Below are 25877 nucleotides of genomic sequence, written 5' to 3' on the forward strand. Positions count from 1 at the left end.
GAAGCCGCCGGGGACCTCACCACTCGATCCCCCGCTGGCCCTTCCGCCCGGCGTCCATGGGGTGTTTGACCTTCGTCATCTCCGTGACGAGGTCGGCGGCTTCCACCAGCCGCGGGTCGGCCCGGCGGCCGGTGATCACCACGTGCTGTCGGCCGGGACGGTCCCGGAGTGCGGCCACCACGTCCTCGACGTCGATCCAGCCCCAGTTGACCGGGTAGGTGAACTCGTCGAGGATGAGCAGGTCGTGCGTCTGGTCGGCGAGCCGCCGCTTGATCTCCTCCCAGCCCTCGACCGCGTCCGCGGCGTGGTCCTCGGTACTGCCCTTGCGGCGGCTCCACGACCAGCCGGAGCCCATCTTGTGCCACTCGACCGGACCGCCCTCGCCGGTCTCCTCGTGGAGCCGGCCCAGGCGCTCCAGCACGGTCTGCTCGCCGATGCGCCACTTCGCCGACTTGACGAACTGGAACACCCCGATCCGCCAGCCCTGGTTCCAGCCGCGCAGCGCGAGGCCGAACGCGGCGGTCGACTTGCCCTTGCCGTCACCGGTGTGGACGGCGAGCAGCGGCTGGTTGCGGCGCTGCCGCGTGGTGAGCCCGTCGTCGGGAACGACGAGCGGTTGTCCCTGAGGCATCAGGCGGCCCTCTCTCGTACGGCGCTGCCCAGCGCGTCCGCGCTGACCTCGCCGACGGGCATGTGGTCGGCGCCCAGCCGGGCGGCCAGGCGGGCGGCGAGGCCGAGGCGCAGCGGGCCGGACTCGCCGTCCACCACGACGGTGGTGACGCCCAGTCCGGCGACGTGGTCGGCGGCGGCCATCGCACGGCCGACGGCACCTGGCCCGCCGGTGGCCCGGCCGTCGGTGACGACGAGGAGGAGCGGGCGCAGCCTCGGGTCCCGCAGGCGTTCGCGCCGAAGGACGCGGGCCGCCTCCGTCAAGCCCTCGGCGAGCGGGGTGCGCCCTCCGGCGGGCAGCTCGTCGAGGCGGGCCGCGGCGGTGTCCACGGAGCGGGTCGGCGGCAGCACGAGTTCGGCGCCGCTCCCCCGGAAGGTGACCAGGCCGACCTTGTCGCGGCGCCGGTAGGCGTCGAGGAGGAGGGAGAGGACCGCGGTCTTGACCTCGGTCATGCGTCTGCGCGCGGCCATGGAGCCGGAAGCGTCGACGCAGAACAGGATCAGGTTGGTCTCCTGGCCCTCACGGACCGCGACGCGCAGGTCGCGGGGGTGGAGTCGCAGCCGGCCGCCGTCCCGGGGCCGGGACGCGGCGGCCCGCACGGTCTCGCCCAGGTGGAGCGAGCCGCCGGATCCCCGGCCGGGCGCGGTGGAGCCGATCCGGCGGCCCCGAACGCCGACGGCGCGGCTGCGTCTGCCGTCGGCCCCCTCCCCGGAGCCCCGCGCGGTGAGCAGCCGGGTCCGGTAGGGCGCGGCGGCCGTGGCCGGGGCCCGGGCCGGGGAACCGCCGGCGGGTTGGGGGCGGGACTCCTGGGCGTCGCCGTCGGAACCGATCGGTTCCCGCTCGGCGGACGCGGGTTCCCGCTCGGCGGGTGACGAAGGCTCTCCCCGGCCGTCCGGCTCGCCGCCCGAGGTCTCGGCGGGGTCCTCGGTCTCCGACGGGCCGCCGGCGTCGGAGGGACCGTCGGATTCGGACGGGCCACCGGAGTCGGCGGGGTCGTCGGCCCCTCCGGGGCCCGGCGGCTCCGGGGGGTCGGGCGGCGGTTCCTCGTCGCCCAGGATCCGGTCGAGGAGGTCCTCGTCGAGTCCCGGCGCGTCGAACGGGTTGCGCCGGCACCGGTGCGGCAGGGCGAGCGTGGCGGCGCGGCGGATGTCGGCCCGGGTGACCGAGGTCCGGCCCTCCCAGGCCGCGTGCGCCACCGCCGTGCGCGCGGTGACGATGTCGGCCCGCAGGCCGTCCACGTCGTAGGCCGCGCACACCTCGGCGATCTTCAGCAGCGCGGCCTCCGACAGCCGCACCCGCCCGAGTGCCTTCCTGGCCAGGGCGATGCGTTCGGCGAGGGCCTCCTCGGCCTCGCGGTAGCGCCCGGCGAAGGCGTCGGCGTCGGCGTCGTGGGCCATGCGCCTGCGGACCACCTCGGCGCGGACCTCCGGCTCGCGCGGCGCGGCGACCTCCGCGGTGAGCCCGAACCGGTCGAGGAGCTGCGGCCGCAGTTCGCCCTCCTCGGGGTTCATCGTGCCGATGAGCAGGAACCGGGCCGCGTGCTCCACGGAGAACCCGTCGCGTTCCACGGTCACCCGGCCGGTCGCGGCGGCGTCGAGGAGGAGGTCGACCAGGTGGTCGTGGAGCAGGTTGACCTCGTCGACGTAGAGGAGCCCGCGGTGGGCCCGGGCCAGCAGGCCGGGCTCGTAGGCGACCCTGCCGTGCGTGAGCGCCTGTTCCAGGTGCAGGGAGCCGAGGACCCGGTCCTCGGTGGCGCCGACGGGCAGTTCGACGAGCCGCACCGGGCGGCTCTCCACGGCCGTGCCGGGTTCGAAGGGTCCGTCCGGCGACCGCTGCGCCGGGTCTGCGGGGTCCACGGAGAACCGGTCGCCCTGGTAGACGTCCACGGGCGGGAGGAGGGAGGTGAGGGCCCGGACGGCGGTGGACTTGGCCGTGCCCTTCTCCCCGCGCACCAGGACGCCGCCGATCTCCGGCGAGACGCTGGTGAGGACGAGGGAGAGGCCCAGGTCGTCGAGCTGTTCGGCGTCGCAGCCGACGATCGCGGAGAAGGGGTAGTGCGACGTGCGCAATGGCATGTGAGGCTCCCGCTCGTTTCGCCATCCGTAAGGGGCGGGCGCGAGGCCGGTCTTCGGACTTGCCGGGTCCTCCTGTACGGAGGCTCGGTTCACCGCAGCGGGCCTGTGCCGGAGTCTCACCGGGCTTCCCAGATTCTCCCCTCCCGCCGTCCCCACCGTTTCCGATGGCTGGGCCGTTGGGGCACCTCGTGCCTGTGGCCGCCACGATAACGTCACGGCCATGAAGGACGACACCCGCCCTCCCCTCCCGGAGGCCGCTCCGCCGCGAGACGGGACACCACCGACGGACACCCGCGGCGCGGCGCCCCCTCCTACGAGCCCCTCTCCCACGGCACCCGGGACGGGGATCACCGTCGTCGGTATCGGCGCCGACGGCTGGCCCGGCGTGCCCGAGCGGCTGCGCCGGACCGTCCTGGACGCGGACGTGGTGCTGGGCGGCCGCAGGCACCTGGCGATGCTGCCCGGCCGGCCCGGGCAGCGCCGGGAGGCCTGGCCCTCTCCCCTGCGGGAGGGCCTGCCGTCCCTGCTCGCCTCCCTCGGCGGCGCCTCCGCGGTCGCGCTCGCCTCCGGCGACCCCCTCGTGTCCGGTGTCGGCACCACGCTGGTCGAACTGCTGGGCGCGGACGCCGTGCGGGTGGAGCCGTCCGTCTCCTCCGTCGCCCTGGCCCGCGCCCGGATGGGCTGGCCCGCGGAGCGGTGTGCGGTGGTGGGCCTGGTCGGGCGCGATCCCCGCCTGCTCCTGCGGGAGCTGGCGCCCGGTCACCGCGTCCTGGTGCTCTCCTCGGACGGGGACACTCCAGCGGCGGTCGCCGCCCTGTTGGCCGGCGCCGGCTACGGCGCCAGCCGCATGACCGTGCTGGGCGACCTGGGCTCGGACTCGGAGTCCCGCCTGGAGACCACGGCGGACGGCTGGCTGGGGACGGCTCCTCCCGGGAGGGTGCCCGCGCTGCACGTGCTGGCCCTGGAGCTCGCCGGCCCGTCCGGGTACGGCCTGGTCCCGGGGCTGCCCGACGACGCGTTCGAGCACGACGGGCAACTGACCAAGAGGGACCTGCGCGCCTCGGCGCTGGCCCGGCTGGCGCCCTCACCGGGGCGGCACCTGTGGGACGTGGGCGCGGGCGCCGGGTCGGTCGGCGTCGAGTGGATGCGGACCCACCCGACCTGCGCCGCCACTGCGGTGGAGGCCGACGCCGAGCGTGCCGCGCGGATCAGCCGCAACGCGGGCCGCCTCGGCGTCCCCGGGCTGCGCGTGGTCACCGGCCGCGCGCCGGACGCGTTGGAGGGCCTGCCCGAACCCGACGCGGTGTTCCTCGGCGGCGGCGCGACCCGTCCGGGCGTACTCGACACCTGCCTGCGCGCGCTACGGCCGGGCGGTCGGCTCGTGGTGCACGGGGTGACGCTGGAGACCGAGCACCTGCTCGCGGACGCCTACCGGCGCCACGGAGGGGAGCTGACCCGTGTCGCCGTCGAGACCACCGCGCCCGTCGGCACGTTCACCGGCTGGACGCCCGCCCGCACGGTCACCCAGTGGTTCCTGGCGGTGCCGTCCTGAACCTCCGCTCGCCTTGGCTCGTGCTCGGGTGCCGCAGGTACGGGGACCCGTCGGCACCCTCGCCACCCCCAGCGGCGCGGGACCGGGTTCACCGGACGAACCCCGGTGGCCGGCCGGGTACGTTGCCGGTGTGACCGGAGCGCTCCCACTCCGGATGATCTTGTGCTTACAGCGAGTCCGGGCGCCGAAGCGGGCTGTAAGTACAAGACCACGGCTCACGGGGCGAGCCGGTGAACCTGTCCGGGCACCGCGCTAGTCGCCGAACCGGGGGCGGGCCGGATCGTAGAGGTGGGACTCACCGCCCGTCGCGGGGTCGAGCGCCCGCCCCACGAGGATCACCGCCGCCTGCCGGAACCCGGCCTCCTCCACCGCGTCGGCGATGGTGGAGACCGTGCCGCGCAGCACCGCCTCACCCGGCTGGCTGGCCCGGTGGACGACGACGACCGGGCAGTCGCCGCCGTACTCGGGCCCGATCTGCGCCATCAGCTCCCGCACCCGCCTGATCGCCAGGTGCAGCACCAGCGTGGCCCGGGTCGCCGCGAACGCCGCCAGTGACTCCGTGTCCGGCATGGCGGTCGAACGGGCCTGGGTCCGGGTCAGCACCACCGACTGGGCCACCAGCGGCACGGTCAGCTCCCGCCCCGCCAGCGCCGAGGCGGCCGCGTACGCGGGCACCCCGGGCGTGACGTCCCACGGGACACCGTGCGCGTCGAGCCGGCGGGTCTGCTCGGCGAGCGCCGAGTAGAGCGACGGATCACCGGAGGTGAGCCGGACGACGTCCCGGCCCGCGGCGTGCGCGGCGACCAGGTGCTCGGTGATGCGGTCGAGGTCCAGGCCCTGGGTGTCCACCGGTTCGGCGCCGGGCGCGCAGTGGGTGAGGACCTCCGGGTCCAGGTACGTGCCGGGGTACAGCACCACGTCGGCCTCGGCGAGCATCCGCGTGGCGCGGACCGTCAGCAGGTCGGCGGCTCCGGGCCCCGCCCCCACGAAGTGCACGGTCACGGCTTCACCCACCTGGGGGTCCAGACACGCCCCGTCCCGGAGACCCGGGTGCCGGACGCGCCGACGATCAGCAGGCAGCGCATGTCGATGGCGGCCGGGTCGAGTTCCCCGAGGGTGGTCACCGTCAGGGACTCGCCGTCCCGTCCGACGTCCCGGCCGACGACGACCACGGTGTCGGGCTCGCGGTGCTCCAGCAGGATCCGGCGGGCGGTGACGATCTGCTCGGTCCGGGACCGGGACGCCGGGTTGTAGACGGCCAGCGCCAGGTCGGCCCCGGCGACGGCGCGCAGCCGCCGCTCGACCACCTCCCACGGTTTGAGGCGGTCCGAGAGGCTCATCACCGCGAAGTCGCCGCCGACCGGAGCGCCCGCCCGGGCCGCGACCGCCTGGACGGCGCTGATCCCCGGCAGCACCCGGACGGGCACGTCCCGGTAGCCGGGGTCCTCGGCCGCCTCGAACACGGCGGTGGCCATGCCGAAGACGCCGGCGTCCCCGCCGGAGACCACGGCGACGCGTTCGCCGTCCCTGGCCAAGTCGAGGGCGAACCGGGCGCGCTGGAGCTCGACGGTGTTGCCGGAGGCGTGCCGGGTGAGTCCGGAGCGCTGCGGGACCCGGTCGACGTAGGGGGCGTAGCCCACCACGTGGTCCACCTCGGCGAGCGCCTCGGAGGCCTCGGGGGTGAGCCAGTGCCCGGGACCGGGGCCCAGGCCGACGACCAGCAGTTCGGCCGCCGGTTCGACGGGCTCGGGGGCCGTCGGCGTCGCCGCGTCGCTCCGCCGGGACCGCTTGCCGTTGCGGCTGTCACCGGTGACCAGCACCAGGGAGAAGTAGGGCACCGTCTCCGGGTCGACCTCCGCGACCGGCAGCCGCCGCTCCCCCTCCATCGAGGCGCGTTCCACGTACACCGCGTGCTCCAGCCGCCCGGCCGCCTCCAGGGCGCTGCGGACGGCCGGGAAGGTCCGGCCCAGCTTCATGATCACGGCCGCGTCGGTGTCCGCCAGGCGGCGGGCCAGTTCCGGTTCGGGCAGGGTGCCGGGCAGCACGGTGAGCACGTCGGTCTGCCGGGCCAGCGGGGCCGCCGCGGCGGCGGTGAACGCCGGGACCCCGGGCACGATCTCGGTCTCGTACCGCTCGGACAGCCGGTCGTGCATGTACATGTACGACCCGTAGAACAGGGGGTCGCCCTCGGAGAGCAGGACGACGTCGAGGCCGGCGTCGAGGTGGGCGGCCAGCCGCGCGGCGGACTCCTCGTAGAAGTCGGCCAGCGCACCCGCGTAACCGCCCGGGTGGTCGGTCGTCCCGGTGGTCACCGGGTAGGTGAGCTGTTCCTCGACGGCCGAGTCCGGGATCAGGGCGTCGGCGATGCGGCGGGCGTTGGACTGCTTGCCGGCTCCGGCGTGGTAGGCGACGACGTCGGCTCCGGCGATGAGCCTGGCCGCCTTGAGGGTGACCAGCTCGGGATCACCGGGTCCGACGCCGACACCGTGGAAACGACCGGTCACTCCTCCTCCTTGGCGAGTGCGTTGAGGGCCGAGGAGGTCATCGCGGAGCCTCCGCGGCGACCATGGGTGGTCACGTAGGGGATGTCGGCGCCGTGCCGGTCGGCGAACTGCGCCAGCGCCTGCTTGGACTCGGCTGCGCCGACGAAGCCGACCGGGCAGCCGACGATCGCGGCCGGGCGCGGGGCGCCGTCGGCCAGCATCTCCAGCAGGTGGAAGAGGGCGGTGGGCGCGTTGCCGACCGCGACCACGGCGCCGTCGAGCAGCGGCTCCCACAGGGACACCGCGGCCGCGGTGCGGGTGGTGCCCCACTCCCGGGCGAGGCCGGGGACCCGCTCGTCGCCGAGGAGGCAGAGCACCTCGTTGCCGCTCGGCAGGCGGTTCCTGGTCACGCCGGCGGCCACCATGGTGGCATCGCACAGGATCGGCGCACCGGCCTGGAGGGCCGAGCGCGCCGCGGGGACCAGGTCGGGGTGGACGAACAGGTCGTCGGCGAGGTCGACCTGGCCGGTGCCGTGGATCATCCGCACGGCGAGCCGTTCCGCGTTGGCGGGCAGGTGGCCGAGCCGGGCCTCGCGCCGGATGACGGCGAAGGAGTCGGTGTAGATGGCGGGCCCGTCGTCGACGTACTCGTAGTGCCGGTTCGGCCGGCGCGGGGTGGTCACCGTGCGCCTCCGGGGACGAGAACGCCGCGCCACGGCGTGACGACGAGTTCGCCGGGGCCCGCGGCGACCGCCTCGTCGGCGAGCGCCTCGGCGGCGGACCGGTCCAGGCCGTCGTCGGGTACGGGAACGTGCCGTGCGCCTTCGGGCAGCGGGCCGTACGGCAGCGGCGGAGCGGGGTCCGGCAGCCGCGGGTCCGGTGGCACCGGGTCGGTCAGCGGCGGCGTGAGCTCGGTGACGTGCCACGGCGCGGTGGGGCCGTCACCGCGCCGCTCCAGGAACTCGTCGGCCAGCCGTACGAGCGCCTCGGCTGCCTCGCCGAGCGGCGTCGGCGGGCCCCAGCCCTCCCCGACCCGCAGTTGGGCGACGTGTGCGTCGAGGGCGACGAGGCCCAGGTCGCAGGAGCGCTCGACCAGGTCACCGCGTCCGTCGTCCAGGACGAACAGGAAGCGTCCTGGAAGGGCGGCGCGGTGCGGTGCGGCGCACAGCAGCCCGTCCAACGCGGCGGCGACGGGACGCAGATCCGCCCTCCCGCCCCTCATCCCCGACGGACGGTCTCCGGACGCGGCGCCCCCCTCGTCTCGGGAGCCCTCGCCCCCGGCCCACCCGTCCGCCAGGCCCGTGCACGGGGAGACCATCACGTTGCGGACCAGCTCGTGGGTGGGCGAGGGCAGCAGACCGGTCCGCTCAAGGGCCCGGAGCGCTTCGGGGGCCAGCCGCCCGTCACGCCCGGGCAGGGCGCGCAGCTGCACGTTGGCCCGGCCGGTGACATGGATCCGTCCGGCGCCGTACTCGTCGGCCACGGCGGCCAGGGCACGCAGCGAGCGGGCCGGGATCCGACCGCCGACGAGCCGGAGCCGGACCAGCAGCCCGTCGTCGGCGGGCCAGGGCCGCAGGGCTCCGGGGCAGCGGTCGCGCCGGGCGCGGAGGGCGGAGGATGGGGGTTCCGTCGGGGACATGCGCGTCCTTCGGGTCAGGGCCCGTTCGCGGGGCCGCGGACGACCTGGCGGCCCGTCACCGCCAGCGCCAGCAGGTCTTCGGACTCGGGCTCGACCGGTGCGGAGCGCCTTCCCGGAGCGATGCTCCAGTGGCTGTCCCGGGAAAGCGTTCCCGGGGCGTGCCCCGCCCGTCACCCTCACCGCTGCGCGTCAGTCCCGGATTCCCACCGGGTTCCCTGCTCCACGGGGTGGAGTTCGACTGGCCCGACGAGGGTAGTACCCCGCCCCCTCCCCTCCTGACCCAGGGTCCCACCATCTCGCGCGAGGGCATGGCAAGGGGCGGACCGCGGCGCCCTGCCGTGGTCGTCCACGGCGGGTTTCCACGGCCCGCCCCGCCGGCCGCGCACGGCCGTCGAACGTGTTCGGAGGGGTCCGTTCAGGAGTTGCGGCCGGAGCCCCAGGGAACGGTCGGCTGGAGCACGGCCTCGGTCAGGGCCTGGGAGCGCAGGTGGGTGATCTCCTGGTATTCGGGATCGGCGACCATACGGCTGAACGTCTCCCGGTCGGGGTAGCGGACGAGCAGTACCGCGTCCCAGTCCTGCCCGTCCTCGGCGACCAGGGGCGTCGCGCCGTCACCGGCGTAGACCAGCTCGGCGCCGTACTTCTTCAGGAAGCGGGCGGTCCGCCGCGAGTACTCCTCGTACGAGGAGCGGCCGTCCGGAGCGAATCGCAACAGGTTGAGCATGACGAAGGGACCGCCCGGGTCCTCCTTCAACATGTCCGCGAGCGCGGATCCTGTGGGGTCGACAGCCATCGCTGACTCCTTGGGTGGTCGAGGGGTGCGAGAAGCGTGGGCGTACCACGGCCGCCATGGTAACCGACTGGTCGGTATGCGCCGTTGGCGGGTTCGTCCACGTCTTCGCCGCGACGCCCCGGACGCTCCCCTCCCCCGAGATCCGCCTCCACCGAACACCGTCGGTGGGCACCGGCGCCCGTTCTCTCCGTGGGACCGCTCGGGTGCGATGGGAACGGCGCAGGCCCGGCACCACTGCCCTCGCGGAACCGCCTCCGGAGCCGGCCCTCCGGGTGCCGCCGGGACGCGACCGTATGATGTCCGGATGATCCCCCGGCCTCTGCCCGCCCGCGCTCTTCTGGCCTCCTTCCTCGTTCTGGCCGCCGTCCACCTGGCTGTCCAGCTGCTGGGCCCCGAGGCCTGGTCGCGACCGACCCAGGTCCTCCTCATGCCGGCCCTGGCCCTGATGGTGCTCGCCGCCACGGAACGGCCCCGGTCCCGGCTGGTGGTGCTGGTGCTGGCGGCCCTGGTCTTCTCCTGGCTCGGCGACGCCCTCCCCGCGCTGGCGGAGGGCGACACCGCCTTCCTCCTGATGGTGGCGGGTTTCCTGGTCGCGCAGGTGGTGTACGTGTGCGCCTTCTGGCCGTACCGGGCCGAGAGCGTGCTCCACCGCCGCCGGTGGCTGCTGGTGCCCTACGCCGGTGCCGTGGCCGCCCTGATGTGGGTGTGCGTCCCGCACACCGGCGTCCTGCTGGTTCCCGTCCTGCTGTACGGGCTGGTGCTGGGGCTGATGGCGGTCGTGTCCACCGGGGTCAACACCTGGACGGCGGTCGGCGGAGCCCTGTTCCTGGCCTCCGACTCCCTCATCGCCCTGCGGTCCTTCGTCCCGGGCCTGGACGTTCCGCAGGGCGGGTTCTGGGTGATGGCCACCTACCTCGCGGCACAGGCGCTCATCGTCCTCGGCGTCCTGAGACGGGTACGCACCCCCGACCTGTCCCGGAGTGCCGTCTGAGGAGGCTTTCCGTCCGCCCGGTGCCCGGCCACCGGCCTCCGGCGGACGGTCTCACGGACACGGCCCTCGCTGTGGACGCACCGGCGCACACCTGCTTGCGCGCCGGGCCGAACGCACACGCCCACAGTGCGAACACGCGGCGCCCTCGGGCGAGGCGGCCCGTCGCCCGACCGCCGCGGCGCTCTAGCGGGTCTCCTCCAGAACCGCCCTGGCCGCCCTGTCGGCCTTCACCGTTCCGGTGACCAGACATGCCATCAGGGCGGTGTACTCCGCGGCCGCGACGGCCCAGACGACGGGGAGGAGGGCGTCGACCGCCATGGACACGAGGACGGACACGACCGTGGCCGCCCCGGCGACGTATCCGGCGCGCACGGTGGCCGTGAGCCAGGGCACCGCTGCCAGGTGCCCCTCCCTCCACGCACGGTCCGACGAGAGGGTGGCCCCCGTCCTCAGGCCGATGAGGACGTTCCTGTCCAGGGCACCGCCCACGGCGGAGTTCCTGACGTGGTGCACCGCTCCCGCGGCGACGACGAGCCCGAAGGCCAGGGTGAGGAGTCCGACCGCTTCCTCCATGGACACGCCCTCCCCACCGCTGTCCCGGTTCCGGGCTGGAGACGGTACCGGAAGGCGCCGTCTCTTCGCACCCCTCCCGCCCGGCCGCCCCAGGAGGGCCCCGGACGCCTCCTGGCGCGCTCCTCACGAAAGAGCCGCGTCATCCCCGACCAGGCCTGTGGACAACCCGATCCGGCCGCGTCCGCGCGCCCATACTCGGAGAATGCCCTCCTCACACGCCCACGCCCTGCTGTCCGCCCTCCTGAACGACCTGCCCGGCGAGCACCACGTCCTCACCCTGCACACCCGGCACGCGATGAGCACGGCCGTCGAACGTCGCGGGGAGGACTTCGCCGTCGAGCACCCGCCAGTGGTGGAGCGGTTGTGCGACGCCCTCACCGACGGCGGCGCCGCGGCGGTGGTGCTGCGCAGCTTCACCGACCAGGTCTCCCACACCCTTCCCGACGGGGCCGGTGTCCCCGTCAAGCTGGTCCGCGGCTGGAGGGTCGCCGACCGGGACCTGGTGCCCCTCGACGAGGCGCAGATGTTCGACGCCCACTGCACCGACGCCGCCTCGGGTGAGCCCATCCCGCCCGAGCGGGGTGTCGTGTACACGGACGCACCCGCGGTCGACCTCACGGTCTTCCACGGCACGTGAGGCTCGCGGCGCCGCGGCGACCCCACCGGATCCCACCGGGGGAACGCGGCCCTCTCACGTCCGCGTCGCGGCGGCGAGGCCGCCGGACGGGGCCTCGGCGAGCGAGATCACAGCGCTGAGCATGGCGGCGGCGTCGAGGAGGGCCCGGGAGCGCGCCACGATGCTCGCGTCCCGGTCCGCCAACGCGGCCCTGACATCCGTCAGCCGGTGCCCACCGCGCAGGTCCGGCATCAGGGTGCGGAGGGCGTCGACGCGGTATCCGGCGCTGCGCAGCTGGTGGACGATCCGGGCGTCCCGGACCTGGGCCGGGGAGTACCTCCGCGTTCCCCGCGTGGAGACGCGGTCGGGGACGGCCAGGCCCTCGGCGTCCCAGTGCCGCAGTGTCGAGGGGCGTACCCCGAGCGCGGCGGCGAGCTCGGAGACGCCCATCGAGTCCGACGCGCGCACGTCCTCGATCGGCTCGGTCGAGATCGCCTCGACCGCCTCCTTGGCGCGGCCGAGCTCCCCGCGCTCCGAGTCGAGCCGGGCGTGCACCGCGTCGAGGAGGGCGAGGGCCTCCGCGACCGGGCACTCGTGCACGGCACGGACGATCCGCTTGGCCTCGACCGGTCCCGCGCCGACCGCGAGGGCCCGGTAGGCCAGCGCGGAGCGCAGGTGCACCTCCCCGTAGACCCGGTAGCCCGCGGCCGTGCGCCTCGCCGGGGGCAGCACACCGTCGCACTCCAGATTGCGCACCTGTTGGACGGAGTACCCGGCGCCCCGTGCGACGTCGACGGTGCGCATGACCGGTGATTTGAGGGTTCGCACCCTTCCACCCCTCATTCCCTGGCTCAAAGCCTCCACAAGCACCTTAATGAAACGCTGGAGCACATGACCGAAGACGAGATCATCAGCTTCGTGGACGGACTCGACGGCGTCCTGGCCTTCAGGCCGGGTCCCGGCGACGGCACACCGGAGATCAGTTGGGGCGACACTTTCTTCTTCTACGCCCCGGACGGCGTCATGCCGAAGGCGACCCAGCCCTTCGCCACGATCGTGACCAAGGACTACCCCGATGACGAGGGGTCCCGCCTGGACCGGCCGGGCGCGCTTCGCGTCAACGTCGCCGCCGGGAAGGAGGCCTTCGTCCACTGGACCGGACGCGAACCGCGCGAAGCGGCCTCCGACGCCGACCCCGGCGCCACCGACACCGTGTTCGCGCACCCCGTCTACGGCTCCCTCGGCTGGCTCGCGGTGGTGAACCCGGGTTCGCGGACCGACACGGTCGTCAGGGAGCTGCTGCGCAGGGCCCATCACCTCGCGCGCTCGCGCTATGAGCGGCGTGCCGGACCGGCGTCGGACTGACGCACCGCGGTTTCCGGTCCCGTGCCATGCTTGGCGCCATGGAGGCCAAACAGCCGCGGCTGGAAATCGAGTACTGCACCCGGTGCCGGTGGCTCCCCCGGGCCACATGGATGGCGCAGGAGCTGCTGACGACGTTCGAGGCCGAACTCGGCGAGGTCGCCCTCGTCCCGGGCACCGGCGGCGTGTTCGAGGTGCGACTGGACGGGGAGAGCCTGTGGTCGCGCCAGAGCGACGCCGCCTTCACCGACGCCGCCGAGCTCAAGCGCCTCGTCCGGGACCGGATCGCCCCCGACCGCCGTCTGGGGCACTCCGAGCGCGCGTCGGAGCACTAGGCTCCGCCGCGAAGGCCGATCCCGGCCGTGGACGGCCACGTTCCGTGGGCACGGCGATCCGGCGAAGGGCCGGCGGGCCCGGCCGGAGCCGTGGCCGCCGAAGGGCGTCCGTCCCTCTGACCACGGCCGGGCGGCACGGGGGGCAGCGTCAGCGGTGGCTCAGCACGTTGACCACCCTGCCGTTGGGATCGCGGACGAAGAACCGCCGCACTCCCCACTCCTCGTCCTGCAGGGGATGGACGATCTCCGCACCGCCCTCCCGCACGGCCGCGTAGGCCGCGTCCACGTCGTCCACCTCGACGCTCATGTCGGGGGTGACCGGCGCGGTCCTGTCGCCGGTCATGACGCTGACCTGTGCCGTCGGGCTGGACGGGGAGGCGAGGGTCATGATCCAGCCGTGGTTCATGACCTCCTCGAAGCCCAGCAGCCCGTAGAACTCCCGGTTCTCCTGCGCGGCATCCGACTGGATGATGGGCATGACACGGTGGACGGCCATCGACGACTCCAAGTGAGAGAGGGCGTGTCTTCGGAGTCTCCCCGAAGGACTGTGGCGCACACGCCTTCGTACATACTTTCGCCACAGGCCCGTGATTCGCCGACCTCGAGGCCCTGAGAGCGACACGACGCCGCGACAGGCCTACCCCACCAGCCGGGAGAGCCGGTGGCCACCGGTCCGGTCGTCCGTCAGGGGATCCCTGTCCGGAAGGATCGTCCGCGGTGAGGAACAGGATCCGGCAGGGACGTCACGATCGCCTCGGAACACAGCGCCACGAGACCACAGGGCGGCCAAAAGCCCGCGCTGATCCGCCGTCGGGCACTCAGCTCCTGGCCTCGTACCTGGTCAGCACCACGCCGTCGGGAAACGTCCGGGTCTCCACCAGGTTCAGGTTCATCCGGTTGTCCAGGGCTGCGAAGAACGGCGTGCCGCCGCCCACCAGGACCGGATGGGTCACGATCGCGTACTCGTCGATCAGCCCGGCCCGCATGGCCGCCGCGGCGAGCGTGGGACCGCCGATGTCCATGGGGCCGCCGCCGTCGGCCTTGAGCCTGGTGATCTCGGTGACCGCGTCGCCGGTGACCAGACGGGTGTTCCAGTCGACCGTGCTGGTCGTCGAGGAGAACACCACCTTCGGCATGTCCCGCCAGCGGCCGGCGAACTCGATCGCCGCCGGTGTGGCGCCCGGCTGCTTGTCGGCGGTCGGCCAGTGGGAGCTCATCGTCTCCCACAGTCTGCGCCCGTACAGCGCCAGGCCCGTCGCGTCCACCCGGTCGGACCACCACTGGAACAGCTCGTCGCTCGGCACGCTCCAGCCGAGGTCGTCGCCGGGCGCGGCGACGTAGCCGTCCAGGCTCAGGTTCATGCCGTAGGTCAGTTTCCGCATGGCGTCGGCCTTCCGTGAGTCGGTGTTCGACGTATAGACCAGCACGGCGCGCAGAAATCATCGGTCAGGCCGCACCGAGGGTCGGTCGGCCACCACGCCAAGCGGATGCTCCGCACGGAAAGGAACCTGCGACGTACCGACGGGTTGAGGCGAGCCCGCCGCCACCGCCCGCCCGAACCCGTCTCAGCCGAACAGTCCCCTGGTGACCAGCATGTAGACCGCCCACACCGAGAGCGCGGTGATCAGCGCCGCCTCCCGCCAGGCCAGGCCCGGCTGCGCCTGGATGGCGTACGACATGAGTTCGATCGGGGACGCGGGGCTCTCCGGGCTCCTCTCCCGGGGCAGCGGCCGGTTGAACCGGTGGAAGAACACCTGGATCAGCGTCATTCCGACGGCGAGGCCCGTGACGAAGCTGAGGTAGCGCATGTCGGTGGCGAACAGCAGCACCACGAGCACGACCGAGAGGGCGAGCAGGACCCCGTCGGCGATCGCGATCCTGCGCGGTCCACCCGCGTAGTAGGAGGCGACGCGGCCGATCCTGGTCTCGTAGGGCACGACCGTCCAGACCACGAACTTCGCCACGCTCTGCACGAAGACCGACAACAGCAGTGCGACCAGGGCGAGTTCCATCTCAGGCTCCGTTTCGCTTCGACGCCGCGTCGAACCACGCCAGCAGCGCGGACGGCTCGACGATGACCACCGAGCCCTCGGGGAGGCCGAGGACGCTCTGCACCGCGGACGAGTACGCCTCGACCGTGTGCCTGACGTCGTCGGCGCGCGCCTCCCCCGCCTCGAAGGCGAGGAACAGCCGGGTCAGCTCCTCGTTCAGGTCCTGTATCAGCGTGATCAGCAGTCGGCCCGTGTGCTCGGGATGCGGAGCGGTGAAGAGGCCCTGCGCGACGCCGTCCCGCACGATCGCGGCGAGCAGCGGCGTGTGGCGTTCGATGATGTCCGTGCGCACCTTCTGCCGGGTGAGCACGTTGCCGTCGGACTGCCAGGTCCGCAGCGTGGGGTTCCGCAGCGCCCGCTGGGACAGCTTCACCTCGGCCAGGGCCTTGAAGTACCCGCGCAACCGGGCGAGCGCGTCCGTTCCGGACTCCTCGACGGCCGAACGCAGCATTTCCAGCAGGGTCTCCCCCGTGCGGTCGATGAGCGCCCACAACAGGTCCTGCTTCGAACCGAAGTAGTGGTAGAACGCCCCCCTCGACGCACTCGCCTCGTCCAGCACGTCCCGGACGCTCATCTCCTCGTAGCCCTTGGTTCCGATCAGCCGCTGGGCGGCGTCGAGGAACTCCTCACGGCGGCGCGCGTGCGCCACCTCGTCCACCGTCCTCGCCATGGCGCTCCAATTAATAGACCGACTGTCGGTCTATTATTTCCCGCAGGGAGGTGCGCGTCAAGGGGCAGGAGACAGGGGGTGGAGAAACGGTACGGGAGCGCCGGGCCCCTCCCACGAGTGCGGAAGGGACCCGGCGACGGGTGCGGCTCATGCGGTGCCGTGCTCGGGGAAGGCCCCGGAGCCGTGGGCGCCGCTGCCGCGCAGACGGTCGAGAAGGGTGTCCAGGGCCCAGGTGCCCGGGCCCAGCGCGGCGATGAGCAGGAAGGCCCAGCAGTACATGGCCGAGAGCTCACCGCCGTTGTTGAGCGGCAGCAGTCCCTCGGGCTGGTGGACCACGAAGTAGGCGTAGGCCATCGAGCCCGAGGCGACCACGGCGCTGACACGTGTGGCCAGCCCCGCCAGGACCAGGGTGCCGCAGACCAGTTGGATGAGCGCGGCCCACCAGGAGGGCCAGGTGCCGAGTTCGACGGCGAGTCCGGTACCGCGGTTGCCGCCGAGTACACCGAACAGGGAGGCGGTGCCGTGCAGGAGGAAGAGGAGGCCGGTGACCATGCGGAAGAGGGACAGCACCGGTCCGCGGAGTCGGTCGAAGGCCATGGAGATCACCTCGCGGGGTCGGTGGGCGGGACCGGGGCGGGCCGCCGGCCCGCCCCGGTGGTGGGCGGGCGGGTCACCGCTCGGCGATCCAGCCGACCATGATCCCCATCACTCCGTCGTGCGAGTGCCCGGTGAGCTCGTACCGGCTCGTGATCCTCAGGTAGTCGCCCCGGCGGACCGTGGCGATCGGGTCACCGCCGCAGGGAGGCATGTCCGAGATCTCGGTGCGGCCGTGGTGGTCGACGAACTCGGGGCTGCCGCCCTCCTCCGCGTCGATGTGGCACAGCGTCGACCTCCTGCTGAGGTTCTCCAGCCACAGGGCGGTGCCGCCGTGGTGGAGGTGGCCGCGCACGTGCACCAGGTCGCCGGAGACCGTCGACCGCCACAGCCGCGACTCCTCGCTGACGCCCTCGGGCGCCTCGTACTCACTTCCCGAGCAGCCGCCCACGTCCAGCCAGAGCGGGGTGACCGGCGTGATGCCGGATCCGGCCACGGGCTCGTGGGTGAAGGTGAATTCGACGTAGACCGTCTTCTCCTCGTGACCGTGGTTCATCAGGTCGTAGTTCAGCATCCACTGGTCGTCGGAACCGATTCCCGCCCCGTATCCGGACGGCAGAACGCTTTCCACGCGTTCGTTTCCGGTGGCGAACACACGCTGGGGGCCTCTGCACACGGTGTCGCGCTCCCGGGAATTGAACAGCACGGCGTGGTGCAGCATGGGCCCGGTGTCGATATTGGCGTTCGATCCGTCGGTATAGACCAGATCGGGTTTGAACCCGGTGATATGGCAGTCCTCGCACGGCTTTTCCACGTCCAGGAGGAAGCCGCCCTCGTGGCCGTGGTCCTCCGAGGTCGCCGCGGGAATGGCGAAGGGGCCGTATCGCACGGTCGTGGTCTCGGCGGCGGACCGGGCCTCGGCCTGCTCGGCGGCGACGGGCGCGGCGGTGGCGGGGTCGGGGCTTTCGGGGGTCAGCACGATCCCCGCCGCCAGTGCCGCGGCGGCCGAGAAGAGTGCGAGTCCTCGCAGGTACACGGTGGTCTCCTTCATGTCGGATACGGGTCGGGGCAGGTCGGATCGGGAGCGCACCGCGACGGGCGGTCCGCTCCGCGACGGAGGGACGACGGAGGGGACGGCGTCCCGGCTCCGGTCGCGCGCGAGGGCGGAGTTCCGGTGCCCCGCGGCACGGGTGAATTCCCGGGTAGGGGAAAAGGATCCGCCTTCGGCGCCGAATGTCCGCTCACGCGGATAAACCCGGTCAGGAGGTACCGCGGCGAACACGGATGGAAATCGGACAGGCGGTCGGCGTCTGCGTCGACCTCTCACGGAATTCCGCCCGCGGCCGGTGGGCCGCGCGGAATACTCCCGGTCCACTACTGTGTACTCAGTGTGTCCTATGGACGAGAGTGGGTTCTGGAATCGCCTGTGTCAACGGGGTGCGAGAGACCCGAACGGGCCCGGGTTCCGCGGACCGCATTCCAACTGGCACTTCGTGAATCCACCCGGAGCAACACTGGTGGTGTCACCGATTCCGGCCGACGGGCGTGTGGTCGCAATCCGGTAATCGACGAACAAGCCGTTGGAGGCGGTCCGAACCGTTCGGATTCCGGGACGGGCCGGGGCGCCGTGAACGGTGGGCGAGGCCCTGTCGGGCGGACGGTGCGAGCGGTTCCCCTGGTCCGGGGCGGGTAGTGGGCCCGGCATGCTGGAAAGTCTCTTCGGGGTCCCGTTCGACGGGCTGCTGCTGATACTCGTCTCCACGGTCGGAGTCTTCGCCACCGTCATCACCTACACGCGTATCGCGGGGCTGCGCAGCTTCTCCAAGATGTCGAGCTTCGACTTCGTCATGACGGTCGCCGTCGGATCACTCGTGGCGACGGTCGCGGTGTCCCGGTCGTCGCTGCTCGAAGGCATGACGGCCCTGGCCGCGCTCTACCTGTTGCAGGTCGCCATCGCCCTGCTGCGCCGCTTCTCCCCGTTCAAGCAGGCGGTCGACAACAAGCCCCTGCTGCTCATGGCCGACGGCACGATGCTCAGGGACAACATGAGGAGGTCGCGGGTCACCGAGGACGACGTCAAGTCGAAGCTCCGCAGCGCCAACGTCAGGAACCTGGACTCGGTCCGCGCCGTCGTTCTGGAGACGACCGGTGACATCAGCGTGCTGCACGGACCGGGCGAGCTGGACCTCTCGCTGTTCGAGGACGTACGGGACGCGCGGCGGATCGGTGGAGGCGGCGCGTGAGCCGTGCCGGGACCCCCGGGACGTGAACCCGGTTCCGCGCGAACACGGCCGGAGCGGACGCGTACTCGCGCGGGCCTCGTGTACACGCGCAGATCCTTGAGGAGGGGTTTCGGGAGGGTCCCGCCTTTGCACGCCCCCGCCGGCGCCCTCCCCGGGGCCCGTCCCCACCTGCCGTCGCGGGCCGGAGCGTTCTTGTGCGCTCCCCGGACACCGCGCCGGGGAGCGGAGGTACCGCGAACGGTGTGGGACCTCGGCGGCCCCGTTACCGGATGCCGTGGTCGGGATGGGCCCGGTCGTACCGGTGCCGCGCCTCGGCGATGGCGTCGCGGTGGGTGAGGGACCAGTCGGCGAGTGCCCTGACCAGGTGGGTCAGGCTGGCCCCGGTCTCGGTCAGGCGGTAGTCGACCTGGGCCGGAACGGTCGGGTACACGGTGCGCAGGACGAGTCCGTCGCGTTCCAGCCTGCGCACGGTGAGGGTGAGCATGCGCTGGGAGATGCCGTCGATCGCGCGCTGCAACTCCCGGAAGCGGCGCGGCCCGCCGGCGAGTTCGACGACCACGAGCACCGACCACTTGTCCCCGACGCGGTCCAGGACGTCGCGGATCGCGCAGTCCGGGTGCTCCTCACGCCCGCAGGGATCGAGGGCGGCGGGTGCGGCGGTTACCCCGGTGTGCGTGGGTGACATCAAACTGCCTCCTTGTGGCCGGTACACGAGCGGATCAGGATCAGACGTAGTTACCAAAGAGAACCACGAAGGAAGACTATGACTGACATGATCCTGGTGACCGGAGCGAGCGGGAACCTCGGCTCGGCCACACTCGCGGCGCTGCGGGCCCGCGGCGCGGCCGCGACGGGCGGCAGCCGCACCCCGAAGGACGGGATGCGCCGGCTCGACTTCGACGACCGCTCCGCCATCGACCTCGCCGGCGTCTCGACCCTGGTGCTGGTCTCCACCGGCTACGCCGAGGACGACCAGGTCATCGGGCGGCAAGCGGCCGTCCTGGACGCCGCCGTCCGGGACGGCGTCCGGCATGTGGTCTACACGAGCCTGATCGGCGCCGGCGACCACCTCGGTTTCGCACTGGCGCACCGCGCGACCGAACGGTTCGTGCGCGCCTGCGGGCTGCCGTGGACGATCCTGCGCAACGGCCTCTACGCCGAGCTCTTCGGCGGTCTGCTGATGTGGACCGACGACGGGATGGAGTCCGCGTTCGGCGACGGCGCCCTGGCCGCGGTCACCCGTGCGGACCTCGCCGAGGCCGCGGCGGTCGTCGCGGCGGATCCGGCACGGCACGGCGGGCGCACCTACGACCTGACCGGCACGCCGATCACGGCGGCGCACGTGGCCGACCGGCTCGGAGTCCCGCACCGCACCATCGGCCTGGGCGAGTACCGGCGCAGGCTCCTCGACGAGACGCCGGGGATGCTGCCGTTCCAGCCGCCCATGCTCGTCTCGATCGCGACGGGCATCCGGCACGGCTTCCTGGACGGCACCGGCCCCGACCTGGCCGACATCCTCGGGCGCCCGGCCTCCGACCCGCTGGACACGGCTGTGGCGGCCTCGGCCGCCACGAGACCGCAGGCGGTCGGATAGCGGCGGACACGTCGGCGTTCGGCGAGGGCCGGGCGAGGACGGCCTCCCCGGAACGCACGGTGGAGCGGAGCCGGTCCGCTCCACCCGCGTCCCCGGCGTCGTCCTACGCCGACTGCGCGATCTGGATCAGGTTGCCGCAGGTGTCGTCCAGCACCGCGGTGGTGACCGGGCCCATCTCCAGCGGCTCCTGGGTGAAGCGCACCCCGCGCTCGCGCAGCCGGTCGAACTCCGCGCGCACGTCGTCCACGGCGAAGGAGGTGGCCGGGATCCCGTCGTCGACCAGCGCCTCCTTGTACGGCTTCACCGCGGGGTGGCCGGAGGGCTCCAGCAACAGTTCGGTCCCCTCGGGCTCCTCCGGCGAGACCACGGTCAGCCACCGGTCCTCGCCCAGGGGGACCTCGGTCTTCTTCACGAAGCCCAGCACGTCCGTGTAGAAGCTCAGAGCCTTGTCCTGGTCGTCGACGAAGACGCTGGTCAGGTGAATCCTCATGGTGTGCTCTCTTGGTCGTCGGGCCTGGTCCACCGCTCGGCGATGTGCTTCAACGGTGCCGTGTTAAGGCCGTGGAACTTGTAACGCCCCTCACGTCGGGTCTCGACCAGCCCGGCGGCCTCCAGCACGGCGAGGTGCTGGGAGACCGCCTGGCGCGTCATACCGAACTGGTGCTTCATGCTCAGCCGCGAGCAGATCTCGAACAGGGTCTGCTCCGGCCGCTCGGCGAGTTCGTCGAGGATCCTCCGTCGGGTGGGGTCGGCCAGGGCTTTGAATATCTCGTCGGCCACGGCCACACCATAGGCAAGCACGTACTTGCCCATCAATCTGCGACCTGCAATCTTCGGGTCAAGGTCTGGTTCTCCGACGCGGCCGGACCGGGATCGCGAGACGGCAGCCTCGGCCGTGTCGGCGGATCTGATCCCGACCGTGGGCCACCATCGAAGGCGGTGAACGGTGGCCGGGGGGCGATCCCCGCCGTGGGTATCGACAGCACCAGGACCACGGGGGCGCCCGGCCCGGCGTCCAGGGAGGGAGCACATGGCGGACGGTCAGCGCACCATCACCCGGGAGCAGTGGCGGCAGGCCGAACTGGTCTGGGATTTCCACCACATGCGCCATCGGCTACGGCCGTGTGACGTGGCGATCGGCCTCGGCAGCCACGACCTCGGCGTCGCGGACCGCTCCGCCGAGCTGTACCACGCCGGCCTCTCCCCGACGCTGGTGTTCACCGGCGGCAACAGTCCCCCGACCGTGCCGGTGTTCCCGCGTGGAGAGGCGGTGCACTTTCGCGAGCGCGCCCTGGAACTCGGCGTCCCCGACTCCGCGATCCTGCTGGAGCCGGAGGCCTCGAACACCGGCGAGAACATCGCCCTCTCCCGCCAGACCCTGGCCGACGCCGGTATCGCCCCCGCCACCGTGCTGCTGGTCTCCAAGCCCTACATGGAGCGGCGCTCCTTCGCCACCGCCCGGAAGCTGTGGCCCGAGGTCGAGGTGACGTGCGCCTCGCAACCGCTGGGGCTCGGCGACTACGTCAAGGGCATCGGCGACGCAGAACTCGTCGTCGACATGCTCGTCGGCGACCTCCAGCGGGTGATGGAGTACCCCGCGCGCGGATTCGCCGTCGGGCAGGACGTGCCCCGGCGGGTCGTCACCGCCTACGAGTCGCTCGTCGCCTCCGGATTCGACGGCCACCTGATCCGGGACTGACCTCTCGCCACCTCTGCGAAGCGCCGCCGCCGGGTACACCGGGGAGACGCACGAGTTCCCCGGACGAGTCAGGCCCGGACCAGGGACACCGGGGTCGGCGGGGCGGCCAGCAGGTCCTCGGGCGCCGTCAGGCGCCAGGCCTCCAGGGTGAGCTCGCTGAGCTCGTCCAGGTCGATCCCCTCGAGGTGGACGACCACCCAGCCGAACCCGCCCGCGGTGAACTGCACCTCGAACACCTCGGGCCGCTCGGCCACGAGGGCGGCCTGTTCCCACAGGGTCTGCTTCAGCCCCACGGTGGCGGTGTCCGGCCACAGGTACCCGAAGGCCCTGCCGCGCACACGGAACGTCGTGTACCGCTCCGACTCCTTGTGCTCGCACTCCGGCAGCGCTCTCACCAACCGCAGGAACCGCTCGATCTCAACACCCATGGAAGGAGGTAACCACACCCCGCCGACACTCGTGTAACGGCGGGTTCCGCCCGAAGGCGCACGGGAAGACGGATCGGCCACACGTGGTCGTCCGGGCTTTCGACGTCGCCACCGGTCCGGCCGTGGCAGGCCTCGCTCCCGGGCCGACCCCGCCCTCGGTCACCCGCCCTTCCGGGGTGATCGGCACGGCTCCGACGGGGATCTCATCGGCGCCCCGCCATGGTCGTGCATCGGTCCCGAGGCACCGCCACCGGGCGACGCGGTTCAGGATCGCCGACCGAGCCGGTCCAGCCCGTACACGGCATCGCCGAAGAGGAGTTCCAGGACGGCCTCATCGCGCTGGTCCTCCACACCCGCGGCGATGATCGTCCGCACCGCCGGATAGCCGCGCAGACCGACCTCGGTCGGTCGTCCCGCGGAGACGATCGTGTAGACCTCGCGGACCGGATAGGCGTGGACGGCCCCGACCTGCTCGGCGAGTCCGCCGGCGGCCACGCCCTCAAGGAGGTCGCCGACCACGCCCTCGCTACGTACGGCCAGCTCCATCCAGCCGAGGTAGGTCTCCTCGCCCGGCCACTGGTACGCCACACCAGGCGAGCCCATCGCCGACCGCTCGTAGGGAGGAAGCGGCTCGACGCGCAGACGCATGACGTCCGGATGCCCGCTCCACGGGTGTGCGACGTGCTCGGTCAGGTAGCGGTGGAACGCCTCGGCCGACGCGGCTCCGGAGCCCGGAACAAAGCAGAGCACGAAGGTCGGCACGGGGGGAGGACCCTGCATGGCGGGGTCGTCAACGCGGTCGACGAGCGTGCGGCCGCCGCCGGGAGGCGACAGCTGGGCACCGATGCGGCCGATGAAGTTGTGCGCGTCGCCTGGAATGGTCTCCCTCGCCAGCGGACCGCCGGCGAACGCGGCCAGGTCGGCCTCGGACAGGAAGAGCCCGTGTCCCATGCCCTGAGGCTGAGCCGCGTCCGGCGCGTCGAACGAGACGCCCTGGACCTTCGGCCAGAGATCGGGACGGTTGGCCGCGAGGCGCAACTGTCGGCACTGCCACAGGCCCGGAGCGCGGGCGAACATGATCCCGTGCACGTCGCGCCAGTAGGTCTCGCATACCTCCTGCGGGATGTCGGCGCGCCACCAGCAAAAAGCCGTCAAGGCCAGTTCGGCGGCGTTCTCGAGGTCGGCCGTGTCCACGCCCCCGGCTTCGGCCTCGGCCATCGGCTCAGCGGCCTGCTTCTCCTCGCTCATGGTGCACTCCTACCCCGTGGAGCCGCACCGTTTCGTTCACAGCCCCGGGCGAGGTGGTGTCGTCCCTTCGGGATCCGGGGCAGGCCGCGGTGGAAGAGGGGCGACGGCTCCGCCCATGCCGAGACGGGAGGCCGTTCATCCTTGAGGTGCCGGCTACGGCCCGGTTCTCGCGTGCCGTCGGCCGGTGTGGTTGGTTGACCATCGCTCCAGCCGAGGGCGCAGGCGGGTGCCCGCCCAGGCCACGACGGCGGCTCCGGCGGTGTTGAGAACGAAGTCGGAGAGAGAGGTGATGCGGCCGTTGTTCAGCGCGTACTGCAGGCACTCGATGAGGAGTGATGCTCCGGCGGCCAGGGCGGTGATCTTCGGGACGCTCGTCATGGGTCTCGTCAGGATGGTTCCGAGGCTGAGCCAGGACAGCAGGAGCAGGTTGCCCACGAGCTGGAACCGTGCGGCCCCCGAGGTGCGGGCGTTCTCGAACTGGGTGGCGAGGTCGCTGACGGGGGTCAGGTCGATGTACCGGTCCGGTACGTCCGCCCCGGCCACGGGCCTGAGCGTGTACAGCACGGTCAGGAGCGCGCCGAGGACGAGCAGGGTCCATCCGGCGTACCGGAGGAAGTACGGCCGATACGACGAGGCCGTCCGGCGGGCCCGCAGCACCGACGCGGCAAGGACGGCCAGGACCACGACGGGCAGGGCGATGAGGATCGTGGTCTGCTGCGCGATCAGCAGGAAGGACGGCAACGGTTCTCCCAGGGTCCGGCGTCGGCAGGTGGTGCGCATGCATCCTGTCAGGTCCGACGTACCCGACTGTCCGTGCTGACCCGCGACGCGGGCCTCTCGTCGGCCACGGGCCCATCGCTACCCGGGTGGGGCCCCTGGACATCACCGCGGCCAAGGCCCGAACCCGCACACGTCCTGGCCACCGCAGGGGTCGAGGGCCGACCGAGGGCTGGCCCCTCGTGGACCTGGACGGGCCTCTGGCCGAGGCCACCCGGCTGCACGGGCCCCGCGACCCGTCCGGGGCGGGCTCCCGGTACTCCGGAAGGCACACGCGGCACGTCGGAGGATTCGCCCGGGCACGGGGAGGACCCGTGCCCGGCGGTGTGCGTAGGCGGCCCCGCGGCAACGGGCAGGGAGCCGCCGCTGACCTGATCCCCTGAACCGACAGGTGGGGTGTGCGGGTGGCGGGCGGCCTCAGCTCAGCGCCGCGACCACCGCCTGTTCGCCGCCCCACCGGGCGACAAGCCGCGACCCTCCCTCGGGCTCACCGTCCAGGACGTGCGGAAGCAGCACCTGCCCGCCCCGGGCCGGCCCGGTCTCGCCACCACCGGAGCCGGACTCCCTGGAGAGCAGGACCTGCTGCGGCCTCTGCTCCAGGAGGCGTCCGTCCTCCCAGATCTCCAGGTCCGCCTGCTCCTGCTCACCGGTCAGCGCCCGCCGGAAGCACGCGAGGGACACCTCGTCCTCGGTCCCGTCGTAGACCCAGCGCGTTCCCAGGACGGAGTGCTCCAGGGTTCCGACCAGGTGGTCCTCGTGGCCGGGCACGGGCGCGCCCCGATAGGTCAGCGGTACGTGGAGCAGGCGGTCCCCGCGGCGGAGCAGGAACACCTCCACTCCGACCTCTCCCTCCGGGTCGTCGAACCTGTACGTGCCGAGCACCTCGTCGGGTCCCTGGCCCGCCCACGGCCGGCCGTCCAGCCAGGCGCCGATCAGTTCCGGTTTGCTCGGTGTGAGGGTGGCCCTGTAGATGATCGCCATGGGCACCAGTATCCAGCACGTCCCACCGGCTCAGGCGTACCGCCGGGCGGGTGCCGGGGCCGTCCGGTGCGCGGCCGGGTCGAGTCCGCCCATGGGTTCGGCGCGGTGGGGCCGCCATGCCCGACCGCGACACCGTTATCAGCGGTGACGCACTGGTCGCCCTCGACCTCCGCACCGGCCGGGCGGAACCGCGGATCGTGGCCTCCGCGGCCACCAAGGACACCCACCAGTCCCCCGGCCTCCCGAACGCGGTGGCCGACACCGGCGCCACCACGGTGCCGCCCGGCCACGGGGAGCCCTGGATCCGGGGCGCGGAGGCGGCGGTGCGCCGCGCACTCGACGCCGGAGAGCACTGAGGCTTGGCTTCCCCTCCGATGGGCCACCGCCGGTCCGCGTCTACCCGTCTCATTTAACTGAATAGGAAGAAACTTCCTGAACATACTGTTGGTGCGGACAGAGGCTGCTCACCTTCCGAGGCACCGGAAGCCTCGGACCGACCCTGG

Annotated in this window: 31 protein-coding genes and 2 riboswitches; of the genes, 9 read left to right on the forward strand and 22 right to left on the reverse strand. The window is 72.7% G+C overall.

Annotated elements, in window-relative coordinates:
* Window positions 1-16: 16 nt before the first annotated feature.
* A complete protein-coding gene (gene cobO, locus NOSIN_RS11520; RefSeq protein ID WP_077690732.1) occupies window positions 17-631 on the reverse strand; it encodes a cob(I)yrinic acid a,c-diamide adenosyltransferase in 615 nt (204 codons plus the stop codon).
* Window positions 631-2745, reverse strand: a complete 2115-nt coding sequence (locus NOSIN_RS11525) for a VWA domain-containing protein (protein WP_375539644.1) — start codon at window positions 2743-2745, stop codon at window positions 631-633. The genes cobO and NOSIN_RS11525 overlap by 1 nt, the downstream gene beginning before the upstream one ends.
* A 28-nt stretch (window positions 2746-2773) precedes the next feature.
* A riboswitch (cobalamin riboswitch) is annotated at window positions 2774-2911 on the reverse strand.
* Between the two features lie 54 nt (window positions 2912-2965).
* On the opposite strand from NOSIN_RS11525, the gene cbiE reads away from it, so the two are divergent.
* On the forward strand, window positions 2966-4297 hold the full coding sequence (cbiE, locus tag NOSIN_RS11530; RefSeq protein ID WP_077690734.1) for a precorrin-6y C5,15-methyltransferase (decarboxylating) subunit CbiE: 1332 nt from the start codon (window positions 2966-2968) through the stop codon (window positions 4295-4297).
* A 252-nt stretch (window positions 4298-4549) separates the two neighbouring features.
* Here the strand turns inward: cbiE and cobM are convergent, their stop codons facing one another.
* From cobM to NOSIN_RS11555, 5 genes are all read right to left on the reverse strand, one after another.
* On the reverse strand, window positions 4550-5311 hold the full coding sequence (cobM, locus tag NOSIN_RS11535; protein WP_077690735.1) for a precorrin-4 C(11)-methyltransferase: 762 nt from the start codon (window positions 5309-5311) through the stop codon (window positions 4550-4552).
* On the reverse strand, window positions 5296-6801 hold the full coding sequence (locus NOSIN_RS11540; RefSeq protein ID WP_077690736.1) for a precorrin-2 C(20)-methyltransferase: 1506 nt from the start codon (window positions 6799-6801) through the stop codon (window positions 5296-5298). Before NOSIN_RS11540 ends, cobM begins: the two co-directional genes overlap by 16 nt.
* Window positions 6798-7463: a precorrin-8X methylmutase gene (locus NOSIN_RS11545; RefSeq protein WP_077690737.1), complete on the reverse strand. Its 666-nt coding sequence runs from the start codon at window positions 7461-7463 to the stop codon at window positions 6798-6800. Before NOSIN_RS11545 ends, NOSIN_RS11540 begins: the two co-directional genes overlap by 4 nt.
* Window positions 7460-8419 carry a nitrite reductase gene (locus tag NOSIN_RS11550; protein WP_077690738.1) on the reverse strand — a complete coding sequence of 320 codons (960 nt, stop codon included), beginning with the start codon at window positions 8417-8419 and terminating at the stop codon, window positions 7460-7462. The genes NOSIN_RS11545 and NOSIN_RS11550 overlap by 4 nt, the downstream gene beginning before the upstream one ends.
* A gap of 52 nt (window positions 8420-8471) precedes the next feature.
* Window positions 8472-8677: riboswitch (cobalamin riboswitch) on the reverse strand.
* Between the two features lie 157 nt (window positions 8678-8834).
* A complete protein-coding gene (locus NOSIN_RS11555; RefSeq protein ID WP_077690739.1) occupies window positions 8835-9212 on the reverse strand; it encodes a DUF1330 domain-containing protein in 378 nt (125 codons plus the stop codon).
* Window positions 9213-9516: 304 nt separating this feature from the next.
* On the opposite strand from NOSIN_RS11555, the gene NOSIN_RS11560 reads away from it, so the two are divergent.
* On the forward strand, window positions 9517-10203 hold the full coding sequence (locus NOSIN_RS11560; RefSeq protein ID WP_077690740.1) for a lysoplasmalogenase: 687 nt from the start codon (window positions 9517-9519) through the stop codon (window positions 10201-10203).
* A gap of 183 nt (window positions 10204-10386) precedes the next feature.
* On the opposite strand, the gene NOSIN_RS11565 is transcribed toward NOSIN_RS11560, so the two are convergent.
* Window positions 10387-10776 carry an SdpI family protein gene (locus tag NOSIN_RS11565; RefSeq protein WP_077690741.1) on the reverse strand — a complete coding sequence of 130 codons (390 nt, stop codon included), beginning with the start codon at window positions 10774-10776 and terminating at the stop codon, window positions 10387-10389.
* A 202-nt stretch (window positions 10777-10978) separates the two neighbouring features.
* On the opposite strand from NOSIN_RS11565, the gene NOSIN_RS11570 reads away from it, so the two are divergent.
* Complete coding sequence (locus tag NOSIN_RS11570; protein ID WP_077690742.1) at window positions 10979-11413, forward strand: hypothetical protein; 435 nt, start codon at window positions 10979-10981, stop codon at window positions 11411-11413.
* 54 nt (window positions 11414-11467) lie between these two features.
* On the opposite strand, the gene NOSIN_RS11575 is transcribed toward NOSIN_RS11570, so the two are convergent.
* Window positions 11468-12196, reverse strand: a complete 729-nt coding sequence (locus tag NOSIN_RS11575; RefSeq protein ID WP_206057601.1) for a MerR family transcriptional regulator — start codon at window positions 12194-12196, stop codon at window positions 11468-11470.
* A gap of 87 nt (window positions 12197-12283) precedes the next feature.
* On the opposite strand from NOSIN_RS11575, the gene NOSIN_RS11580 reads away from it, so the two are divergent.
* Both NOSIN_RS11580 and NOSIN_RS11585 read left to right on the forward strand, forming a co-directional pair.
* Window positions 12284-12757 carry a DUF6194 family protein gene (locus NOSIN_RS11580; protein ID WP_077690744.1) on the forward strand — a complete coding sequence of 158 codons (474 nt, stop codon included), beginning with the start codon at window positions 12284-12286 and terminating at the stop codon, window positions 12755-12757.
* A gap of 38 nt (window positions 12758-12795) precedes the next feature.
* Complete coding sequence (locus NOSIN_RS11585; RefSeq protein WP_143832923.1) at window positions 12796-13089, forward strand: SelT/SelW/SelH family protein; 294 nt, start codon at window positions 12796-12798, stop codon at window positions 13087-13089.
* Window positions 13090-13237: 148 nt separating this feature from the next.
* Here the strand turns inward: NOSIN_RS11585 and NOSIN_RS11590 are convergent, their stop codons facing one another.
* The 6 genes from NOSIN_RS11590 to NOSIN_RS11615 form a co-directional block, all read right to left on the reverse strand.
* Window positions 13238-13585: a VOC family protein gene (locus tag NOSIN_RS11590; protein WP_077690746.1), complete on the reverse strand. Its 348-nt coding sequence runs from the start codon at window positions 13583-13585 to the stop codon at window positions 13238-13240.
* Between the two features lie 322 nt (window positions 13586-13907).
* Window positions 13908-14471 carry a dihydrofolate reductase family protein gene (locus NOSIN_RS11595; protein WP_077693547.1) on the reverse strand — a complete coding sequence of 188 codons (564 nt, stop codon included), beginning with the start codon at window positions 14469-14471 and terminating at the stop codon, window positions 13908-13910.
* A 183-nt stretch (window positions 14472-14654) separates the two neighbouring features.
* A complete protein-coding gene (locus NOSIN_RS11600; RefSeq protein ID WP_077690747.1) occupies window positions 14655-15101 on the reverse strand; it encodes a hypothetical protein in 447 nt (148 codons plus the stop codon).
* A 1-nt stretch (window position 15102) separates the two neighbouring features.
* Complete coding sequence (locus tag NOSIN_RS11605) at window positions 15103-15810, reverse strand: TetR/AcrR family transcriptional regulator (protein ID WP_077690748.1); 708 nt, start codon at window positions 15808-15810, stop codon at window positions 15103-15105.
* Between the two features lie 147 nt (window positions 15811-15957).
* Window positions 15958-16407 (reverse strand): DoxX family protein, encoded by a 450-nt coding sequence (locus NOSIN_RS11610; RefSeq protein ID WP_077690749.1) that lies wholly within the window; start codon window positions 16405-16407, stop codon window positions 15958-15960.
* 73 nt (window positions 16408-16480) lie between these two features.
* On the reverse strand, window positions 16481-17455 hold the full coding sequence (locus tag NOSIN_RS11615) for a hypothetical protein (protein WP_077690750.1): 975 nt from the start codon (window positions 17453-17455) through the stop codon (window positions 16481-16483).
* Between the two features lie 652 nt (window positions 17456-18107).
* Between NOSIN_RS11615 and NOSIN_RS11620 the strand changes: the two genes are divergently transcribed.
* Complete coding sequence (locus NOSIN_RS11620) at window positions 18108-18647, forward strand: DUF421 domain-containing protein (RefSeq protein WP_077690751.1); 540 nt, start codon at window positions 18108-18110, stop codon at window positions 18645-18647.
* Between the two features lie 262 nt (window positions 18648-18909).
* On the opposite strand, the gene NOSIN_RS11625 is transcribed toward NOSIN_RS11620, so the two are convergent.
* Window positions 18910-19332: a winged helix-turn-helix transcriptional regulator gene (locus NOSIN_RS11625; RefSeq protein WP_077690752.1), complete on the reverse strand. Its 423-nt coding sequence runs from the start codon at window positions 19330-19332 to the stop codon at window positions 18910-18912.
* Window positions 19333-19410: 78 nt separating this feature from the next.
* Here NOSIN_RS11625 and NOSIN_RS11630 point away from each other — a divergent pair, with 78 nt between their 5' ends.
* On the forward strand, window positions 19411-20241 hold the full coding sequence (locus NOSIN_RS11630) for an NAD(P)H-binding protein (protein ID WP_227014379.1): 831 nt from the start codon (window positions 19411-19413) through the stop codon (window positions 20239-20241).
* Window positions 20242-20344: 103 nt separating this feature from the next.
* Here NOSIN_RS11630 and NOSIN_RS11635 read toward each other — a convergent pair whose 3' ends face one another.
* Window positions 20345-20731 (reverse strand): VOC family protein, encoded by a 387-nt coding sequence (locus NOSIN_RS11635; protein WP_077690754.1) that lies wholly within the window; start codon window positions 20729-20731, stop codon window positions 20345-20347.
* On the reverse strand, window positions 20728-21021 hold the full coding sequence (locus NOSIN_RS11640) for an ArsR/SmtB family transcription factor (protein WP_171986582.1): 294 nt from the start codon (window positions 21019-21021) through the stop codon (window positions 20728-20730). The genes NOSIN_RS11635 and NOSIN_RS11640 overlap by 4 nt, the downstream gene beginning before the upstream one ends.
* A gap of 250 nt (window positions 21022-21271) precedes the next feature.
* Between NOSIN_RS11640 and NOSIN_RS11645 the strand changes: the two genes are divergently transcribed.
* A complete protein-coding gene (locus NOSIN_RS11645) occupies window positions 21272-21940 on the forward strand; it encodes a YdcF family protein (protein ID WP_077690756.1) in 669 nt (222 codons plus the stop codon).
* Between the two features lie 68 nt (window positions 21941-22008).
* Here the strand turns inward: NOSIN_RS11645 and NOSIN_RS11650 are convergent, their stop codons facing one another.
* From NOSIN_RS11650 to NOSIN_RS11665, 4 genes are all read right to left on the reverse strand, one after another.
* Window positions 22009-22368, reverse strand: a complete 360-nt coding sequence (locus NOSIN_RS11650) for an MmcQ/YjbR family DNA-binding protein (protein ID WP_077690757.1) — start codon at window positions 22366-22368, stop codon at window positions 22009-22011.
* A gap of 264 nt (window positions 22369-22632) precedes the next feature.
* Complete coding sequence (locus tag NOSIN_RS11655) at window positions 22633-23616, reverse strand: ethyl tert-butyl ether degradation protein EthD (RefSeq protein WP_077690758.1); 984 nt, start codon at window positions 23614-23616, stop codon at window positions 22633-22635.
* A gap of 153 nt (window positions 23617-23769) precedes the next feature.
* The gene (locus NOSIN_RS11660; protein ID WP_077690759.1) at window positions 23770-24396 is read right to left on the reverse strand and encodes a VanZ family protein; all 627 of its coding nucleotides are present in this window, start codon (window positions 24394-24396) and stop codon (window positions 23770-23772) included.
* 414 nt (window positions 24397-24810) lie between these two features.
* Entirely contained in the window at window positions 24811-25374 is a 564-nt protein-coding gene (locus NOSIN_RS11665; RefSeq protein ID WP_077690760.1) for a CG0192-related protein, read from the reverse strand.
* Window positions 25375-25490: 116 nt separating this feature from the next.
* Here NOSIN_RS11665 and NOSIN_RS11670 point away from each other — a divergent pair, with 116 nt between their 5' ends.
* Entirely contained in the window at window positions 25491-25730 is a 240-nt protein-coding gene (locus NOSIN_RS11670; protein ID WP_077690761.1) for a hypothetical protein, read from the forward strand.
* The last annotated feature ends 147 nt before the right edge of the window (window positions 25731-25877 follow it).

Source organism: Nocardiopsis sinuspersici, assembly GCF_001998325.1.
Classification (GTDB): domain Bacteria; phylum Actinomycetota; class Actinomycetes; order Streptosporangiales; family Streptosporangiaceae; genus Nocardiopsis; species Nocardiopsis sinuspersici.

Excerpts from the sequence above, each read along its gene's own strand:
- NOSIN_RS11655 (WP_077690758.1), bottom strand. The coding sequence starts at position 23,616 with ATGAGCGAGGAGAAGCAGGCCGCTGAGCCGATGGCCGAGGCCGAAGCC.
- NOSIN_RS11670 (WP_077690761.1), top strand. The coding sequence starts at position 25,491 with ATGCCCGACCGCGACACCGTTATCAGCGGTGACGCACTGGTCGCCCTC.
- NOSIN_RS11610 (WP_077690749.1), bottom strand. The coding sequence starts at position 16,407 with ATGGCCTTCGACCGACTCCGCGGACCGGTGCTGTCCCTCTTCCGCATG.
- NOSIN_RS11665 (WP_077690760.1), bottom strand. The coding sequence starts at position 25,374 with ATGGCGATCATCTACAGGGCCACCCTCACACCGAGCAAACCGGAACTG.
- NOSIN_RS11550 (WP_077690738.1), bottom strand. The coding sequence starts at position 8,419 with ATGTCCCCGACGGAACCCCCATCCTCCGCCCTCCGCGCCCGGCGCGAC.
- NOSIN_RS11645 (WP_077690756.1), top strand. The coding sequence starts at position 21,272 with ATGGCGGACGGTCAGCGCACCATCACCCGGGAGCAGTGGCGGCAGGCC.
- NOSIN_RS11590 (WP_077690746.1), bottom strand. The coding sequence starts at position 13,585 with ATGGCCGTCCACCGTGTCATGCCCATCATCCAGTCGGATGCCGCGCAG.
- NOSIN_RS11595 (WP_077693547.1), bottom strand. The coding sequence starts at position 14,471 with ATGCGGAAACTGACCTACGGCATGAACCTGAGCCTGGACGGCTACGTC.
- NOSIN_RS11585 (WP_143832923.1), top strand. The coding sequence starts at position 12,796 with ATGGAGGCCAAACAGCCGCGGCTGGAAATCGAGTACTGCACCCGGTGC.
- NOSIN_RS11635 (WP_077690754.1), bottom strand. The coding sequence starts at position 20,731 with ATGAGGATTCACCTGACCAGCGTCTTCGTCGACGACCAGGACAAGGCT.
- NOSIN_RS11565 (WP_077690741.1), bottom strand. The coding sequence starts at position 10,776 with ATGGAGGAAGCGGTCGGACTCCTCACCCTGGCCTTCGGGCTCGTCGTC.
- NOSIN_RS11625 (WP_077690752.1), bottom strand. The coding sequence starts at position 19,332 with ATGTCACCCACGCACACCGGGGTAACCGCCGCACCCGCCGCCCTCGAT.
- NOSIN_RS11570 (WP_077690742.1), top strand. The coding sequence starts at position 10,979 with ATGCCCTCCTCACACGCCCACGCCCTGCTGTCCGCCCTCCTGAACGAC.
- NOSIN_RS11525 (WP_375539644.1), bottom strand. The coding sequence starts at position 2,745 with ATGCCATTGCGCACGTCGCACTACCCCTTCTCCGCGATCGTCGGCTGC.
- NOSIN_RS11560 (WP_077690740.1), top strand. The coding sequence starts at position 9,517 with ATGATCCCCCGGCCTCTGCCCGCCCGCGCTCTTCTGGCCTCCTTCCTC.
- NOSIN_RS11580 (WP_077690744.1), top strand. The coding sequence starts at position 12,284 with ATGACCGAAGACGAGATCATCAGCTTCGTGGACGGACTCGACGGCGTC.
- cbiE (WP_077690734.1), top strand. The coding sequence starts at position 2,966 with ATGAAGGACGACACCCGCCCTCCCCTCCCGGAGGCCGCTCCGCCGCGA.
- NOSIN_RS11600 (WP_077690747.1), bottom strand. The coding sequence starts at position 15,101 with ATGGAACTCGCCCTGGTCGCACTGCTGTTGTCGGTCTTCGTGCAGAGC.
- cobO (WP_077690732.1), bottom strand. The coding sequence starts at position 631 with ATGCCTCAGGGACAACCGCTCGTCGTTCCCGACGACGGGCTCACCACG.
- NOSIN_RS11650 (WP_077690757.1), bottom strand. The coding sequence starts at position 22,368 with ATGGGTGTTGAGATCGAGCGGTTCCTGCGGTTGGTGAGAGCGCTGCCG.
- NOSIN_RS11630 (WP_227014379.1), top strand. The coding sequence starts at position 19,411 with ATGACTGACATGATCCTGGTGACCGGAGCGAGCGGGAACCTCGGCTCG.
- NOSIN_RS11575 (WP_206057601.1), bottom strand. The coding sequence starts at position 12,196 with ATGCGCACCGTCGACGTCGCACGGGGCGCCGGGTACTCCGTCCAACAG.
- NOSIN_RS11620 (WP_077690751.1), top strand. The coding sequence starts at position 18,108 with ATGCTGGAAAGTCTCTTCGGGGTCCCGTTCGACGGGCTGCTGCTGATA.
- NOSIN_RS11615 (WP_077690750.1), bottom strand. The coding sequence starts at position 17,455 with ATGAAGGAGACCACCGTGTACCTGCGAGGACTCGCACTCTTCTCGGCC.
- NOSIN_RS11555 (WP_077690739.1), bottom strand. The coding sequence starts at position 9,212 with ATGGCTGTCGACCCCACAGGATCCGCGCTCGCGGACATGTTGAAGGAG.
- NOSIN_RS11660 (WP_077690759.1), bottom strand. The coding sequence starts at position 24,396 with ATGCGCACCACCTGCCGACGCCGGACCCTGGGAGAACCGTTGCCGTCC.
- NOSIN_RS11605 (WP_077690748.1), bottom strand. The coding sequence starts at position 15,810 with ATGGCGAGGACGGTGGACGAGGTGGCGCACGCGCGCCGCCGTGAGGAG.